Raw genomic sequence first — 16,047 nt, 5'->3', positions numbered from 1 at the left:
AAAGAGTTTAATCTGTTAACATGAATTCGATCGTTTGGCCCACGCAATCTTTTCTTCTTCACTTATTTCATTCAGCCATTCTCTTGGATGCAGACAGGCTTCCTGCAATTTGTATTCTTCACTGCCGAAAGCAGAATGATAGTTGTATTCGAACCGAACAGTAGGAGGTAAGCTCATCAAAATACTTTCAATACGGCCGTTGGTTTTTAAACCGAAGATCGTTCCTCTGTCGTGCACTAAGTTAAACTCAACATATCGTCCTCTGCGTATCTCCTGCCAGTGTTTGTTTTCTGCAGTGTAGGTTGTGTGTTTTCTTTTTTCTACAATGGGGATGTACGCCTCAATAAATGCATTGCCGCATTTCTTCGCAAACTCAATCCAGAAAGTTACATCTTGTTGTTCAGTTACTCTTTGGTAATCGTAGAAGATACCACCAATACCTCTGCGTTCAGCATTGCGATGCCAGTTCACAAAATAGTTATCACATTCTTTTTTGAACTTAGGATAGAACGACGCATCAAATGCATCGCATGCATTTTTGTAGGTCTGATGAAAATGTTTTGCGTCTTCTTCGAACAAATAATAGGGAGTAAGATCAGTGCCGCCGCCAAACCATCTGTCGATCACTTCATCGTTTTCATTGTACAACTCAAACATGCGGTAATTGCAATGGACTGTCGGCACAAACGGATTCTGCGGATGAATCACCAAACTCAAACCACAGGCAAACCATTTGGCTCCGTTGATCTTGAGTTGTGTACGCATTGCATCAGTAACATCACCAAATACGATCGAAGTATTTACGCCGCCCTTTTCAATCACGTTGCCATTAGCAATCACACGTGTTTTACCGCCACCACCTTCGGGGCGTTCCCATGCATCTTCCACAAAAGTTGCTTTGCCATCACTTTGCTCCAAAGCAGCACAGATGCGGTTTTGCAAATCGTGAATGAATGATATCCAGGTTTCTTTAACGTTCATATGATGAGTAATCAGTGATGAATGATGAGTTAACTACTGATTACTCATCAGTCATCATTCATTATTTGTATTCCTTCACAGCATCAACAAATGCTCTTGCATGATCAACCGGTACATTGGGTGTAATACCATGACCTAAGTTGGCAATGTATCGTTGGGTTCCAAATGCATCGATCATTTCCTTCACTGCTTTCCTGATCTCAGGAATAGGAGCTAATAATTTCGCCGGATCAAAGTTACCCTGAATGGTGATCTTATTCTGTGTAAACTCTCTTGCCATTTGTGGTGTAATGCACCAATCGATACCCACACCACTTGCAGCACTTTCGCTGATCTCTTTCAACGCATGCCATGTTCCTTTCGGAAATAAGATCACAGGTGCGTCGTCTTTCAACGCTTCAGCGATCTGGAATAAATAAGGTTGTGCAAATAATTTGAAATCAGCTGGCGATAATGAACCTGCCCAGCTATCAAATACCTGTACGGTGTCTGCACCTGCTTTCACCTGGTGCTTTAAATAAACAATTGTAATGTCAGTGATCTTTTGCAAAAGTTGATGTGCCATTGCAGGTTGTGTGTATGCAAACTGTTTTGCTTTATCCCATGTTTTGCTTCCTTTCCCTTCCACCATATAACAAAGAATGGTCCAAGGTGCACCTGCAAAACCGATCAATGGTACACGACCATTCAATTCTCTTTTGGTTAATGCCAACGCATCATACACATACTTCAAACTTTCTTCAGCACCTGTTGTGATCAATGCATCAATATCTTTTTGCGTGGCAATTGTTTTTGGTAATGACGGTCCTTTACCTTCTTCCATCAATACTTCAACACCCATTGCTTGTGGTATCACGAGAATATCACTGAAGATAATGGCTGCATCTACACCAACCTGGTCAACCGGTTGCAAGGTAATTTCAGTTGCAAGCTCCGGTGTTTGACAACGGGTGAAGAAATCATATTTCTGCCGGAGCTTAATATAATCAGGTAAATATCTTCCTGCCTGTCGCATCATCCATACCGGTGGGCGTTCTACGGCTTCTCCTCTGAGTGCTTTTAATAATAAATCGTTCTTTAGTTGAGTCATAATAAATAGTTGTGAGTGGTTAGTGGTGAGTAGCGAGTGATACTACTTGCCAATTACTACTTTCCACTAGCTGAAATACTCCATCGCCTGCCTTACCAGTTCTTCTTTCCCCGGTTCTTTGCCAATGATGATGGTATTGTTACAATATTGTTGAATCGTTTTTGCTGTAGTATTACCAATGGCAAACAAAATTGTTTGCGCAGGTACTTTATTGTTGCTGAAAAAACTGCTCACCGCACTTGGACTGTAGAATAAAATAGCATGATAGTCTTTGCTGACCTTGTGTGGTGTGTGGATGGTTTCGTACACAAAAATTTCATGTACTTCAATTCCTTTACTCCGTAGAATAGCTGGCAATTCATCTCTGCGTTGTTCGCCGCAAAAGAAAACCACTTCATCGATATCACTTTCTTCTGCAATCAGTTCAGCTAATTCTGCAGCATAGCCGGCAGTTCCGGCAACACTGTGTTCTCCAAAATTTTCCTTCAACAATAGTTTGGTGGTATTGCCCATGCAATAAATTACCCAATCAGGTTGTTGTCCGTCTTGCCAGGCAAGTACGGCATCCACTGCGTTCATGCTGGTGAATACAACAGTGGACGATTGCAGATAGGCCTGTTCAATTTCCTGTTGTGTGGCGATGTCTTGTATCGGTTCTGTGTCAATGAATGATAATTCATCGATCGAAATGCCCACAGCCTTCGCTTCGTGTACCAATGATTTATTCAGTGGCCGTGTAGATAGTATGTTGATTTTATTTTGCTGCATGTTGAATACTGTCTGCGATGGCTTGTCCGCCATGATTCAAAATTTGTTCGGCTGCATAAGAACCCATGTCTGTTGCTTCCCACACCGGCATGGTAATTTCAAATTCTGCTTTTTGTTTTCCATCGAGCGATAAAATATTTCCTTTAAAATGAATTTCATCATCTTTCATTTCTGCATAAGCGCTGATGGGAGTAGAACAACCGCCCATTAAAGCACGAAGAAAATCACGTTCGATCTTTGTGCAGAAGTCAGTATCCGCATCATTAAAATGAACACATGCATCCAATGCATAACTATCTTCTTCCCGACAAACAACCATGATGGCTCCTTGTGCAGGTGCTGGTAACATCCAATCTAATTCAATCGAATTTTCCGGACGAAGGTTAATGCGTTCCAATCCTGCAGCAGCAAAAATAGCTCCATCCCAATCTTCTTCTTTCAACTTACGTAAACGTGTATTTACATTACCACGCAGGTTATGAATTTGTGATGATGGAAATTTATTTAACCATTGCGCTTTTCTGCGAATGCTGCTTGTTGCTATTTGTTGTTCTGCTTTTCCAGGCATGATCCATTCGCCATTCACCATTGACCAATCACCTTTCCACACCAACAGATCTTTCACCGGTCCTCGTGGTAACACCGCAGCTTGTATAATTCCTTTTGGTAATTGTGTTGGCACATCTTTCATAGAATGCACGGCAATATCAATTGTATTGTTGAGTAAAGCAAGATCAAGACTACGAGTAAAAATGCCCTGCACACCCATTTCGTATAAGGGTGTTTTTAAATCGATATCGCCTTCACTTTTGATGTAAACTAATTCAGCAGTATAACCATGTTGGGCAAGCAATTCTTTTACTTGTGTTGCCTGCCATACTGCTAATTGACTTTCTCTTGTTCCAATGCGGATGATTTGTCCCATTTTAGTCTGTGCCCGTAGCAATAAACTCATTGATGGCTTCAATATAATAACAGCCACGCTGGTTTTGCTCCTTCATTTTTGACGCCATGCCATTGATCACCCGTTGAATTTTTTCATCGGTCTTGGTGCAGGCTGTATGATGCGGTTGCAAAGTTATGTATAATGGGGAAGTATGTATTTCTTTCAGCTTTGTTTTTACCGCTTTTAATACCGGTACATGTTTACGCATCTGGTACCAGTCGATAAATTCAGCTATATGCTCGGCAATGATGGCTTTTGCTTTCGGCACTTCAGCTTCACGCATTGCCAACGTCTCGTCTTTCAACTTCGATAGTTCATCCACATTCACAAGTGTGATGTTGGCTAGTTCCTTTGCCGACTGCTCCACATTGTACGGAATAGAAAGATCAATAATGAGTTTATGATTCAATCCTTCCAAGTGCGATTTTAAAATGGTAGGCTCTGTCGCATTGGTGGCTACCAGGATGATATCGGCTGTTGTAATATGTTGTTGCAAATCTTCTAACGGAGCCGATTGCAAACCTAATTCTTCAGCCAACGTTGTTGCTTTCTCTTCCGTGCGGTTGATAAGCGTTATATTTTTTGTACCGAGATAATCCACTAAGTTTTTGCAGGTGTTGCGTCCAAACTTACCGGTACCCAGCAACAATATCTTTTTGCTTTTAATTGCCTTGATATGTCTGCGGATATATTGCACAGCAGCAAATGAAACAGAAACGGTTCCATCGCTCAATGCTGTATTGTTCTTGATAGCTTTTGAAGATTGTAACATGCAATTCACCAAACGCTCTGTAAATGCATCGATACGATCATGCTGTTTGGCAAGCTTGGCAGCTTGTTTGATCTGTCCAACAATTTCGTAATCGCCGAGGATCTGCGAATCCAATCCACCGCCTACGGTAAAAAGATGGTTTATCGCTTCCTGGCCTTGTTTGATATAAGAAAGTTGTCTGAATTGCTCAACTGTTCCTTCGGTTTGTGTACAAAGCAAGCGAATAAGTTGATCGGCATTGTCAGCAAAACCATAGATCTCGGTACGGTTACAGGTTGAGATCAAAAAGAATTCATGCACAGCAAAATCAGGTGCGAGTTGCAGGATGGTATTGTATTGTTCCGGATTTACGGCAAACTGACCCCGGATCAATGCATCTGTTTTGCGGTAGTTGATACCCGCAATAAAAAATTTTGATATGTCTTTTGCGCCTGTTCTGTGCATGTGTTAATCGTAAGAAATTCTACAGCGCAAATGTAGTTGCAGACAGCACTATGAACCTAAAAAATCTGTCATTGCAATGTCATATTACCCATTGATTTTTATCATGATAACAACTGTTTGCTGTCAACGAAATCTTTGTAGCAAAAGCACTACAGTTCATCTTTAAAAAACGACAGTTAATACAGATTTCTTTGGAAAATGAACTTTTGTTTTGTATTGCCGTTACTTTTGCAAACCAGTAAAAATGCACATGGAAAAAGCAACACGCAAAGGAATCCTGTTAATGAATCTTGGTTCACCTGATTCAACCGAAGTAAAAGATGTTCGTCGTTACCTCAACGAATTTTTGATGGATGAGCGTGTGATCGATTATCCATATCTGTTGCGATTGTTACTGGTGAAGGGAATTATTACACGTTTTCGTGCACCAAAATCGGCAGAAGCGTACAGCACTATTTGGACTAAAGAAGGTTCACCTTTAATTGTGCTCACAAAGCAACTCCGTGATGCATTGGATAAAGAAGTTGATATGCCAGTCGAAATAGCGATGCGTTACGGCAACCCCACTGTGAAATACGCATTGGATCGTTTGCTGGAACAAAACCCTGAATTGGATGAAGTGATTGCTGTACCGTTGTATCCGCATTATGCCATGAGTAGTTACGAAACGGCGGTGGAGAGTGCAAAAGAGATCCATGCAAAAAATAACTACCCGTTTAAGCTGAGTTTTATTAAGCCTTATTATAATGAAGAGCATTATATCACGGCGATGGCCGAAAATATTCGCCCTTACCTTGAACAGGAGTACGATCACATTCTGTTCAGTTATCATGGTATTCCAGAAAGTCATTTAAAGAAATCAGATCCTACAAAAAGTCATTGTTTAAAAACAGGCGATTGTTGCAATGTGTCTTCAACAGCGCATGCAACCTGTTACCGTCATCAATGTTTTGTAACAACAGAACTGATTGCTGCAAAACTTGGTTTAACAAAAGATAAATACAGTTTATCGTTCCAATCGAGATTGGCAGGTGAACAATGGTTAACACCGTATACCGATTATCGTTTGCGTGATATGCCAAAAGAAGGCATTAAAAAATTATTGATCCTTTGTCCGGCATTTGTAAGTGATTGCCTGGAAACATTGGAAGAAATTGCAGAACGTGGAAAAGAAACGTTTGAAGAAGCAGGCGGTGAAACTTATACCATGATCCCTTGTATGAATGTGCATCCGTTATGGGTGGAAGCAATTGCAAACTATGTGGAAGGAGTGGCGAAGGGGGAGAGAGAGATGGTGCTTTCTTAATACGGTTATTATTGTAAGTAATTCTGAATATAGTTGGTTTTTGACTTTGTGAACTTTGTGGGGTATTTCTTTGTGCACTTTGTGGTTGAAATGGTTAACACTAAGAACACAGAGGGCTACACAAAGTACACGAAGAATATCACTGATTATTCATCACTCATCACATGTATTTATACATTAAGGCCATCCATATCATCTTTATCGTTACTTGGTTTGCGGGTTTATTCTACATGCCTCGGCTTTTTATTTACAATGTTGAAGCAAATACAAAAGATGAAACGAGCCGCAAAGTATTGCAGGAGCAGTTTGGCATTATGATGAAACGTTTGTGGTATGGCATTACCTGGCCATCAGCAGTGTTGACATTGGTCTTTGGAATATGGGTTTTGTTTGAAAGCGGTTACTCAGAAATTGTGTTTCAACCGGCAGGAAGGTGGATGCTCATCAAACTCATCTTTGTTCTTTTCTTATATCTCTATCATTTCTCCTTACATAGAATCTTTAAACAGCAAACTGCAGGTGTATTCAATTATTCATCACAGCAACTCCGTATCTGGAATGAAGTAGCAACGATCTTTTTAGTTGCAGTGGTGATGTTGGTAGTTGTGAAACAAAACCTCAGTGCATTGTGGGGAATACTTGGGCTTGTGTTGTTTGTATTGCTACTGATGAGTGCAATTAAGATTTACAAACTGATCCGAAAATAATACGATTTGTAACAACTAGGGCAGTTTAAAATCAAAGGAATAGTTGGGTGTCAAGAAAGATTAACGATTAAGTAATTTCGAATATGTATAGAGAGTTCTAAGAATTGAGCACCATCACTTTTTTGCAACAATTCTTATCTTTAAACGAAAGTAGCTAACATGAATAATCACTTTTCAAAGACTCTAATTGCTGTTATAACCGGTCTGTTTATGTATTCATGTAACTGTTCTTGTCTGTGTGATAGAAACATGGGGTGTGCTATTGCAGAAGCAAAATCAGCGTCCGGTGTGATTGTTGAGAGGCAGCTATATTGTTCCCTAACTAACTATGATACAGATAAGGCTGTCAACGATTCTGTTATCAAATTCAGGGAAAGATATCTGAATTCGAATGTTACAATTTCAATTCGGGATTCAATTTATGAAACGAAACAACTAAAAGGTTTAACCTGTAATGATGCTAATGACCTGAAGAGTCAGGGATATGGATGTTATTGTGCAAAATAATCTTACCGGATTTTGTTTAATTTAATGAAATCATTTGAACGCTGTCAACTATAAAAATGATTCGTTCGAGAAACTCATCACTCATCATCAGATCGCCTTACTATACAATTGTTTTCCATTCCGCTGTTTGTTCCGCTGCATGTACAAATCAAATGCACTGCAGATATTCCGGATAAACTGCCGGCCACTTGTTGTTACGGTTAAGCCTTGTTCATCCCATTCAACCAATCCATCTGCTGCTAATTGCTCCAACAACGGGAATGTATATTCCGTAAGCACTTCGGTGTCTTCTTTCCGGAAACTAGTTTTCCCGTTACAACTGATAGCAAGAATGTAGCGTCGAAAGCTGATATCTTCTTTGTTCAAAAAATAACCTTTGAAAACAGGCAATTCATTTTTTTGAATCGATTCATAATAATCATGAATTGTTTTCTTGTTTTGCGCAAAGGCTGTTCCAATATCACTGATACTGGATACACCCAATCCTAACAGCAACGAAGTATGTTGTGTGGTATAACCCATAAAGTTGCGATGCAAACTTCCATCACTCCATGCTTTAAACAAAGCATCATCCGGCAGTGCAAAATGATCCATACCAATGTCGGTATAACCTGCCGCCGTGAGTAATTCTTTTCCTTTCAAATACAGTTGTAATTTTTCTTCGGCCGTTGGCAAATCATTTTCATCAAACAAACGCTGGCCTCTGCTGGTCCACGGTACATGTGCATAGCTGTAAAACGCAATGCGGTCGGGTCGCAGCTCAACAACCTGTTGAATGGTGCGTGTAATACTTTCCAAGCTCTGTTTTGGTAATCCGTAGATCAGATCATAATTCACCGATTCAAAACCGATTTCCCTTGCATCGGCCGTTGCTCTGCGAACATTTTCTATCGGTTGAATGCGGTTGATGATGCGCTGTACTTCAGGATCATTATCCTGTACACCATAGCTGATGCGACGGAAACCAAGATTGCACAAAGTTTCAAGGTGTGCGAATGTTGTATTGTTGGGGTGACCTTCAATGCTGAATTCATGATCGGGATGAACAGTTGAGCGTTCCGTAATAAAATTGATCAGTCGTTTGAGGTTTTCCGGCGAAAAGAATGTTGGCGTGCCGCCGCCTAAATGCAATTCACGTATCACTGGTTTTTCAATGAACAGCGAAAGGTATAATGCAAATTCTTTCTCGATCATATCGAGATATTCTTCTTCAACGCTGTGATTTGTGGTGATCTTTTTATTGCAACCGCAATAAGTACATAGCGATTCGCAAAACGGGAGATGAATGTACAGGCTGATGCCTTTTTTGCTGTTGTGCAGGTTGAATTGTTGTTGCAGTTGTTGTTTCCATTGCTCCAGATCAATGGCTTCCTTCCAAACCGGAACGGTCGGGTAACTGGTATAACGGGGTACGGGCAGGTTGTATTTTTCAACCTGTGTTTTTTCGATTTGGGATTGCATGGCGCAAAATTCCCCGTTCTGGGAGCAAGCGGGACTGATGAAAATTGGGTGAAATGATGATTGCGGTCAGTTTGTCAAAGCCATTTTTACGTGTTCATTCACCCCTGAACTTTCTTACCTTTGGCCACTTTAAAAATTAGACAGGGATTGACTTATGAGCGTTAAATACAGAGAATTTTCGCAGCTGAATTTACCTTCCATCGAGCAGGAAATATTGGCGAAATGGGATGCTGAACAGGCATTTGAAAAGAGCATTGAAGTACGCAATGGCGCTGTACCCTTTGTGTTTTACGAAGGTCCGCCCAGCGCCAATGGTATGCCCGGCATCCACCACGTTATTTCAAGAACCTTGAAGGATCTGGTTTGTCGCTACAAAACCATGAAAGGTTTCCAGGTAAAACGCAAAGGCGGTTGGGATACCCATGGTTTGCCGATCGAGTTGGGTGTGGAGAAAGAATTGGGTATTACCAAAGAAGATATTGGTGTTAAGATCACCGTTGAAGAATACAATAAGAAATGCCGTGAAGCGGTGTTGCGTTATAAAGACAAATGGGATGAGATCACGAAGAAGATGGGTTACTGGGTTGATCTGAATGATCCATACATCACCTTCGAAAATAGTTACATTGAAACATTGTGGTGGTTGTTGCAGCAATTGTACAAAAAAGGATTGTTGTACGAAAGCGTAAGCATTCAACCATACTCACCTGCAGCAGGTACAGGTTTAAGTAGTCATGAATTGAACCAGCCCGGCACTTATAAAGATGTAAAAGATACCAGTGCAACCGTGATGTTCCGTGCAAGGCAAGATGAGCAAAGTAAAATTTTGCATGATGCAGTACATGGTGCAGAAGTGTTCTTTATGGCATGGACTACCACGCCATGGACATTGCCAAGTAACCTCGGCTTAACAGTTGGGCCACACATTGAATATGTGTTGGTACAAACCTTCAACCCCTACACACACTTGCCGGTGAACATTGTGTTGGCGAAAGATCTCGTTCATAAATATTTGAAAGCAGAAGGAGAGAATGGAGACTTTGAAGGCTACAATGGTGAACAGAAAATTCTTCCATGGAAGATCATCACTTCATTTAAAGGTTTACAACTGGAAGGATTGCATTACGAGCAACTCCTGCCTTATGAAGCAAACAGCATTGAAGAAGTTAAACGCATTACACCTGATGCTGATCCATTCCGTGTATTGATCGGTGATTTTGTTACAACAGAAGATGGTACCGGTATCGTTCATACTGCACCTGCATTTGGTGCAGACGATTATCGTGTAGGTAAGAAATACAATATTGGTATCTTAACCATGGTTGATCGTGAAGGAAAGTTCCTTGATGGCTTGGGTGAATTCAGCAACCGTTATGTAAAAAATTACAAAGACGAGAAAGATTATGTAGATGTGAATGTTGACATCTGTGTAAAACTAAAGAAAGAGAACAGAGCATTTAAAGTTGAAAAATACGAACACAGTTATCCGCATTGCTGGCGAACTGATAAACCAATTTTGTACTATCCGTTAGATGCATGGTTTATCAAAACCACTGCTATCAAAGACAGGATGGTGGAGTTGAATAAAACCATCAACTGGAAACCAAAGTCAACAGGCGAAGGTCGCTTTGGCAACTGGTTAGAGAACATGGTTGATTGGAACTTGAGTCGTTCACGTTTCTGGGGAACTGCATTGCCCATCTGGAAAACAGAAGATGGTGAAGAAGAAATCTGTATTGGTACTGTTGAAGAGTTAAAAGAAAATGCAGCAAAAGCAGATGCAACACTTGGCACCAAAAACGCAAAATATTTAGGCAACGATATCGATTTACATAAACCGTATGTGGATGAGATTGTTCTTATCAGCGCAAGCGGCAAACCCATGAAACGTGTACCAGACTTAATTGATGTTTGGTTCGATAGTGGTGCCATGCCTTATGCCCAATGGGGACTCGATCATGAGAAAGTAAAAAACGGAGACAAGTATCCGTTTAAACTTCCTGCAGGTGTAAACAAATTTGAAGATCTCTATCCTGCAAGTTTTATTGCGGAAGGTGTGGATCAAACACGTGGTTGGTTCTATACACTGCATGCAATTGCATCACTTGTATATGATAGTGTTGCTTACAAAACTGTTGTAAGTAATGGCTTGGTGTTAGATAAGAATGGTAACAAAATGAGTAAACGCCTCGGCAACGTGGTGAACCCGTTTGAAACTATTGAAAAGTTTGGTGCTGATGCTACACGCTGGTATCTCATCACCAATGCATCGCCTTGGGATAATTTGAAATTTGATATTGAAGGCATCAAAGAAGTGCAACGCAAATTCTTTGGTACGCTTTATAATACGTATCAGTTCTTCGCACTGTATGCAAATGTGGATGGCTTTGCGTTTAAAGAAGCAGCTATTCCCGTAAAAGAACGACCAGAGATCGATCAATGGATCTTATCATCGCTTCACACACTCATTAAAAAAGTGACTGAGGCAATGGATGATTACGAACCAACACAAGCTGGTCGATTGATCGAAGAATTTGTTGATGAACATTTAAGCAACTGGTATGTGCGTTTGTGCCGCCGACGCTTCTGGAAAGGAGAGTATGAGCAGGATAAGATCAGTGCTTACCAAACTTTGTATAAGTGTGTTGAAACTGTGCTTCGTTTAATGGCACCGGTTTCTCCATTCTTCAGCGATGCAATTTTCAGCGAGCTGAACAAAGTAAGCGGCAGGTTCAATGCAGCTTCTGTTCATCATGTTGATTTCCCCGTTGCCAACGAATCAGTGATCGATGCTGCACTGGAAGAACGCATGCAATTGGCGCAAGATGCCTCTTCGCTGGTGTTGTCGCTCCGTAAAAAAGTAAACATCAAGGTGCGTCAGCCTTTGCAGAAAATCCTGATTCCAGTGCTGAGCAATGGGATGAAGGAGCAATTCAGCAAAGTGGAGGATATTATCATGAGCGAGGTGAATGTGAAAGAGATCGAATACCTCACAGCAGATAATACCTTCATCAAAAAGAAGATCAAGCCCAACTTTATCGCTTTGGGTAAAAAAATGGGTGCAAAAATGAAAGCTGTATCGGCTGCACTGGGTCAATTCAGCCAGGAAAATATCAGTCAATTTGAGCGTGAAACTGTTTATAATCTGTTAATTGATAATGAAACGGTTACCCTATATTTGACGGATGTTGAAATTGTAAGCGAGGATGTGCCCGGCTGGATGGTTACCAACAAGGGAGCCGTAACCGTGGCGCTGGATGTAACCATCAGTCCTGAATTGCTCAACGAAGGCAATGCCCGGGAACTGGTGAACCGCATTCAGAAAATCCGCAAAGAGAGTGGTTTTGAGCTGACAGACAGGATCACCGTGCTGGTTTCCGACAACGAAAATCTCCGGCCGTCATTCACGCAATTTAAATCCTATATTTGCGCCGAAATTTTGGCAGACGATCTTGACTTTTCGCCAGCTTTACTGGATGGCACTGAAGTTGAGATAAACGATATTCCCATAAAAGTACAAGTACTCAAAAAAGGAGGATAGAATGGCAATCAAAAAGAAAGCAGCAAAGCCTGCTCCAAAGAAAGCGGCAAAACCGGCTGCAAAACCCGCCGCTAAAAAAACGGCGAAACCTGCCCCGGCTGCAAAAAAGCCAGCTCCTAAAAAAGCGGTTGCTAAGCCAGCAGTAAAGAAGGCAGCTCCTAAAAAAGCAGCACCGAAGGCAGCTCCTAAAGCGCCCGCCAAAGCGGCCAAACCAGCTCCTAAGCCTGTAGCGAAACCGGCAGTAAAGCCAGTTGCGCCAAAGGCGGTTGCTAAGCCAGAAGTAAAAACGCCTGCACCGGTTGTAAAACCAGACAGCGCTATTAAACCCACCGTTAAACAAGCGATTAAAGATTTGAAAAAAGAAGCAAAAAAGCCGGCTCCGCCGAAAGAAGTAAAGCCGATAAAAACCTCCGTATCTACTTCTGTGCGTTATCAACCTGATTTTACAAAGTCGGTACTTGATAAAAATGTAGTGGAAACACCGCAAGGTCCAATGGTTCGTTACAGTGATGCTGACCTGGTTGAGTTTAAAGAACTGATCCAACGGAAACACGAAGCGGCGAAAAAAGAACTTGGTTATCTGCAGGGATTAATTACCCGTAAAGATGATATGGGTGGCGATGGTGATGATGGCCGCTACATGACCATGGAAGATGGAAGTGTAAGTATGGAACGTGAGCAACTGAGTCAAATGGCAAGTCGCCAGATCACTTATATCGATCACCTTGAAAAAGCGTTGATGCGGATCGAAAATAAAACTTATGGTGTGTGCCGTGTAACCGGTAAGCTGATCGACAAAGCCCGTTTACGTGCCGTTCCGCATGCTACATTGAGTATTGAAGCAAAGATGGGAATTGTAAAAGGCCCTCAACCGGCTGGCGAATAAATCGTATTCAAGTTACTTGAAATATAAATCCTCCCATTACCGGGAGGATTTTTTTGTGCGTAAAGGGTTGCCAACCTTCTGCAATTTGCATCTGTTGATCATTATGCAAAAAGGTTGGCAACCCTGGATACACTTTACCCCAATAAAAAAATCCCTCCAAGTTGAAGGGATTTCAAATATTTGGACGAATAGAGCTGATTAATAATCTCTGTTATAACCGCCGCCGCCGCCACCTTTGTAGCCGCCACCGCCGCCACCTTTGTAGCCGCCACCGCCGCCGCCACCTTTGTAGCCGCCGCCACCGCCACTACCGCCGCGGAAGCCACCGCCTCCACCGCCGCCGAAGCTGCGCTTTTTAAATCCGCCATCATCTTTCTTAGGCTGAGCTTCGTTCACTACGATCTTGCGTCCCTGAACATCTGTGTCGTTCAGTTGGCTGATTGCAGCTTGCGCTTCTTCTGCATTGTCCATTTCAACAAATGCAAAACCCTTGCTACGGCCAGAAAATTTGTCGGTTAAAATTTTGGCAGAGGTTACTGCGCCAAATTGCTCAAACAGGGCAGCGAGGTCTTCGTTCGTCATGGACCAAGCCAGGTTTCCTACGTAAATGTTCACAAAAAATAAATTAAAAAAACAAAAATCATGAACCAGAGATAGCAACTGAAACCGGGGAAACTGATCGAGCGAAAAGCACCTTGCAGGTCAGAAAGCATGGACTGAATTCACATTAACTCTATAAAGATAGGGGAATTATTGAGAAAAGCGAATGGGCCAAAACAAAAACTTAACGCACTTCCTGCATGTCTACCAACTTGCGGTAAAAGCCTTGCTGGGCAACCAATTCATCATGTGTGCCCCGTTCTACAATTTCACCTTTTTGGAGTACCAGTATTTCATCGGCATGCCGTACGGTCGATAAACGGTGAGCAATCACCAAACTGGTTCGCTCTTGCATCAGGTGGTTGATGGCGTCTTGTACAAGTCGTTCACTTTCAGTATCAAGTGATGAAGTGGCTTCATCCAAGATTAAAATGGGTGGGTTTTTTAATACTGCACGGGCAATGGTAACACGCTGGCGTTCACCACCACTGAGTTTACTGCCGCGGTCGCCAATATTTTCATCGTAGCCATTTTCTTTTTTGATAATAAAGTCGTGGGCATTTGCAATTTTTGCTGCTGCTTCAATTTCAGCTCTGGTTGCTTCCGGTTTACTTAACGCAATGTTATTGGCAATACTGTCATTGAACAGAATGGGTTCTTGTGTTACAATGCCCATCAATTGTCGAAGACTGTTGATCGAATAATCTTTGATGTTAATACCATCAACAATTATTTCACCACTGCTTACATCATGAAAACGTGGAACAAGATCGGCCAGTGTTGATTTACCGGAACCGCTTGAACCAACTAATGCAATGGTTTTTCCTTTCGTTAATGTGAGGTTGATATTTTTTAAAATGGTTACATCAAAATAACCAAACGATACATTTCTAAATTCGATACTGTGTTCAAATGTTGGGATAACAATTGCATTTGTTTTTTCTTCAACCACCACCGGTGCATTTAAAATTTCTTCGATCCGCTCAATGGCAGCACTACCTCTTCGTGTATTATAAAATGCAGATGATAATGATTTGGATGGGTTGATGATCTGCGTAAAAAATAAAATGTAGGTAATAAATCCATCAGGTGTAAGTCCACCGGCATTATCACCTAGTACCAATCGACCGCCAAACCATAGCACACCACTTAACACCATTACTCCCATAAATTCAGATAGCGGTGAGGCCATGTCTTTCCTGAAATTCATTTTGTTGCGGATATGATTCAACTCACGGTTCATTTGATGAAACCGTTGCCCCAACAGCTTTTCAGCAGTAAATGCTTTGATGACCCGGATGCCCGTTAATGTTTCATCCAGTATCGAAATCACCATTCCGTTTTTTTCGCCGGCTTCAGTAGATTGCTTTTTTAACGAACGACTTACCCTACCAATGATAAAGGCAGTAATTGGTAAAAACACCAAAAGAAAAAGTGATAGCTGCGGACTGATGAGCACCATCATCACCAAATAAAACAAAATGGTCAGTGGTTCTTTGATCAATGCTTCCAACGCCATCATCACACTCCATTCAACTTCATTAGCATCGTTGCTCATACGGGAGATCAGGTCACCTTTGCGTTGTTCTGTAAAAAAACCAATGGGCAGTTGCAATACTTTATCATAAAGATCACCACGTAATCGTGTAAGTACGCCGTTGCGCATGGGTGCCAATGTGCGGTAAGAGAGATAGAGAAATACATTCTTCAGCAACACAGAGGAAATAATAATGCCACAGATAAATGCCAATGCAGCTTGCGTACCTTTTTCCTTGATAAGCATGCTGATGTTGTACATCATGTAATCAAGTATTCCTTTGGCTGATAAAGAAAACACGGGCTCTGTTAACAGCAGATCTTCCTGGTTAAATAGTAATTTCAGAAATGGTGCCAGCATGGCCAGCGATACCATCGAAAATAAGATTGATAACAGGATGAAAAGAAAGTATAAAGCGATCTTGCCTTTATACTCACTGAGGTATTTGAAAATGCGTTGAAACTGTTTCATGCGTTAAACGCCGCAAAGTAACTACTTTTA

Annotated in this window: 12 protein-coding genes; 4 read left to right on the top strand and 8 right to left on the bottom strand. The window is 41.5% G+C overall.

Translation table 11 applies throughout. The annotated features are described in order from the left end of the window. Window positions 1–15: 15 nt before the first annotated feature. The 5 genes from hemF to hemA all read right to left on the bottom strand — a co-directional run bounded on the left by hemF (window position 16) and on the right by hemA (window position 5,001). Window positions 16–981: an oxygen-dependent coproporphyrinogen oxidase gene (hemF, locus tag WG989_RS02240; RefSeq protein WP_340427043.1), complete on the bottom strand. Its 966-nt coding sequence runs from the start codon at window positions 979–981 to the stop codon at window positions 16–18. Window positions 982–1,042: 61 nt separating this feature from the next. Then, window positions 1,043–2,071: a uroporphyrinogen decarboxylase gene (gene hemE / locus WG989_RS02235; RefSeq protein WP_340427042.1), complete on the bottom strand. Its 1,029-nt coding sequence runs from the start codon at window positions 2,069–2,071 to the stop codon at window positions 1,043–1,045. Between the two features lie 66 nt (window positions 2,072–2,137). Continuing rightward, window positions 2,138–2,839 carry a uroporphyrinogen-III synthase gene (locus tag WG989_RS02230; RefSeq protein ID WP_340427041.1) on the bottom strand — a complete coding sequence of 234 codons (702 nt, stop codon included), beginning with the start codon at window positions 2,837–2,839 and terminating at the stop codon, window positions 2,138–2,140. Beyond that, window positions 2,826–3,764: a hydroxymethylbilane synthase gene (hemC, locus tag WG989_RS02225; RefSeq protein WP_340427039.1), complete on the bottom strand. Its 939-nt coding sequence runs from the start codon at window positions 3,762–3,764 to the stop codon at window positions 2,826–2,828. The genes WG989_RS02230 and hemC overlap by 14 nt, the downstream gene beginning before the upstream one ends. Before the next feature lies 1 nt (window position 3,765). Then, window positions 3,766–5,001 carry a glutamyl-tRNA reductase gene (hemA, locus tag WG989_RS02220; protein ID WP_340427037.1) on the bottom strand — a complete coding sequence of 412 codons (1,236 nt, stop codon included), beginning with the start codon at window positions 4,999–5,001 and terminating at the stop codon, window positions 3,766–3,768. A gap of 250 nt (window positions 5,002–5,251) precedes the next feature. On the opposite strand from hemA, the gene hemH reads away from it, so the two are divergent. Continuing rightward, window positions 5,252–6,307, top strand: coding sequence for a ferrochelatase (gene hemH / locus WG989_RS02215; RefSeq protein WP_340427035.1), 1,056 nt, complete (start codon window positions 5,252–5,254; stop codon window positions 6,305–6,307). A gap of 164 nt (window positions 6,308–6,471) precedes the next feature. Continuing rightward, window positions 6,472–7,014 carry a CopD family protein gene (locus WG989_RS02210; RefSeq protein ID WP_340427033.1) on the top strand — a complete coding sequence of 181 codons (543 nt, stop codon included), beginning with the start codon at window positions 6,472–6,474 and terminating at the stop codon, window positions 7,012–7,014. A gap of 594 nt (window positions 7,015–7,608) precedes the next feature. On the opposite strand, the gene hemN is transcribed toward WG989_RS02210, so the two are convergent. Further along, on the bottom strand, window positions 7,609–8,982 hold the full coding sequence (gene hemN / locus WG989_RS02205; protein WP_340427032.1) for an oxygen-independent coproporphyrinogen III oxidase: 1,374 nt from the start codon (window positions 8,980–8,982) through the stop codon (window positions 7,609–7,611). A gap of 154 nt (window positions 8,983–9,136) precedes the next feature. Between hemN and ileS the strand changes: the two genes are divergently transcribed. Further along, window positions 9,137–12,523: an isoleucine--tRNA ligase gene (gene ileS, locus WG989_RS02200; protein WP_340427030.1), complete on the top strand. Its 3,387-nt coding sequence runs from the start codon at window positions 9,137–9,139 to the stop codon at window positions 12,521–12,523. Window position 12,524: 1 nt separating this feature from the next. Continuing rightward, window positions 12,525–13,409 carry a TraR/DksA family transcriptional regulator gene (locus WG989_RS02195; protein ID WP_340427028.1) on the top strand — a complete coding sequence of 295 codons (885 nt, stop codon included), beginning with the start codon at window positions 12,525–12,527 and terminating at the stop codon, window positions 13,407–13,409. Between the two features lie 198 nt (window positions 13,410–13,607). Here WG989_RS02195 and rbp read toward each other — a convergent pair whose 3' ends face one another. Together rbp and WG989_RS02185 are read right to left on the bottom strand one after the other, a co-directional pair. After that, on the bottom strand, window positions 13,608–14,024 hold the full coding sequence (gene rbp, locus WG989_RS02190; RefSeq protein WP_340427026.1) for an RNA-binding regulator: 417 nt from the start codon (window positions 14,022–14,024) through the stop codon (window positions 13,608–13,610). A 169-nt stretch (window positions 14,025–14,193) separates the two neighbouring features. Then, window positions 14,194–16,017, bottom strand: a complete 1,824-nt coding sequence (locus WG989_RS02185) for an ABC transporter ATP-binding protein (protein WP_340427025.1) — start codon at window positions 16,015–16,017, stop codon at window positions 14,194–14,196. Between the last annotated feature and the right edge of the window lie 30 nt (window positions 16,018–16,047).

Origin of the sequence: Lacibacter sp. H407 (assembly GCF_037892605.1) — a bacterium.
GTDB lineage: Bacteria > Bacteroidota > Bacteroidia > Chitinophagales > Chitinophagaceae > Lacibacter.
This window is presented reverse-complemented; position numbering and strand designations above follow the sequence as displayed.

Excerpts from the sequence above, each read along its gene's own strand:
- hemF (WP_340427043.1), bottom strand. The coding sequence starts at position 981 with ATGAACGTTAAAGAAACCTGGATATCATTCATTCACGATTTGCAAAAC.
- hemE (WP_340427042.1), bottom strand. The coding sequence starts at position 2,071 with ATGACTCAACTAAAGAACGATTTATTATTAAAAGCACTCAGAGGAGAA.
- WG989_RS02230 (WP_340427041.1), bottom strand. The coding sequence starts at position 2,839 with ATGCAGCAAAATAAAATCAACATACTATCTACACGGCCACTGAATAAA.
- hemC (WP_340427039.1), bottom strand. The coding sequence starts at position 3,764 with ATGGGACAAATCATCCGCATTGGAACAAGAGAAAGTCAATTAGCAGTA.
- hemA (WP_340427037.1), bottom strand. The coding sequence starts at position 5,001 with ATGCACAGAACAGGCGCAAAAGACATATCAAAATTTTTTATTGCGGGT.
- hemH (WP_340427035.1), top strand. The coding sequence starts at position 5,252 with ATGGAAAAAGCAACACGCAAAGGAATCCTGTTAATGAATCTTGGTTCA.
- WG989_RS02210 (WP_340427033.1), top strand. The coding sequence starts at position 6,472 with ATGTATTTATACATTAAGGCCATCCATATCATCTTTATCGTTACTTGG.
- hemN (WP_340427032.1), bottom strand. The coding sequence starts at position 8,982 with ATGCAATCCCAAATCGAAAAAACACAGGTTGAAAAATACAACCTGCCC.
- ileS (WP_340427030.1), top strand. The coding sequence starts at position 9,137 with ATGAGCGTTAAATACAGAGAATTTTCGCAGCTGAATTTACCTTCCATC.
- WG989_RS02195 (WP_340427028.1), top strand. The coding sequence starts at position 12,525 with ATGGCAATCAAAAAGAAAGCAGCAAAGCCTGCTCCAAAGAAAGCGGCA.
- WG989_RS02185 (WP_340427025.1), bottom strand. The coding sequence starts at position 16,017 with ATGAAACAGTTTCAACGCATTTTCAAATACCTCAGTGAGTATAAAGGC.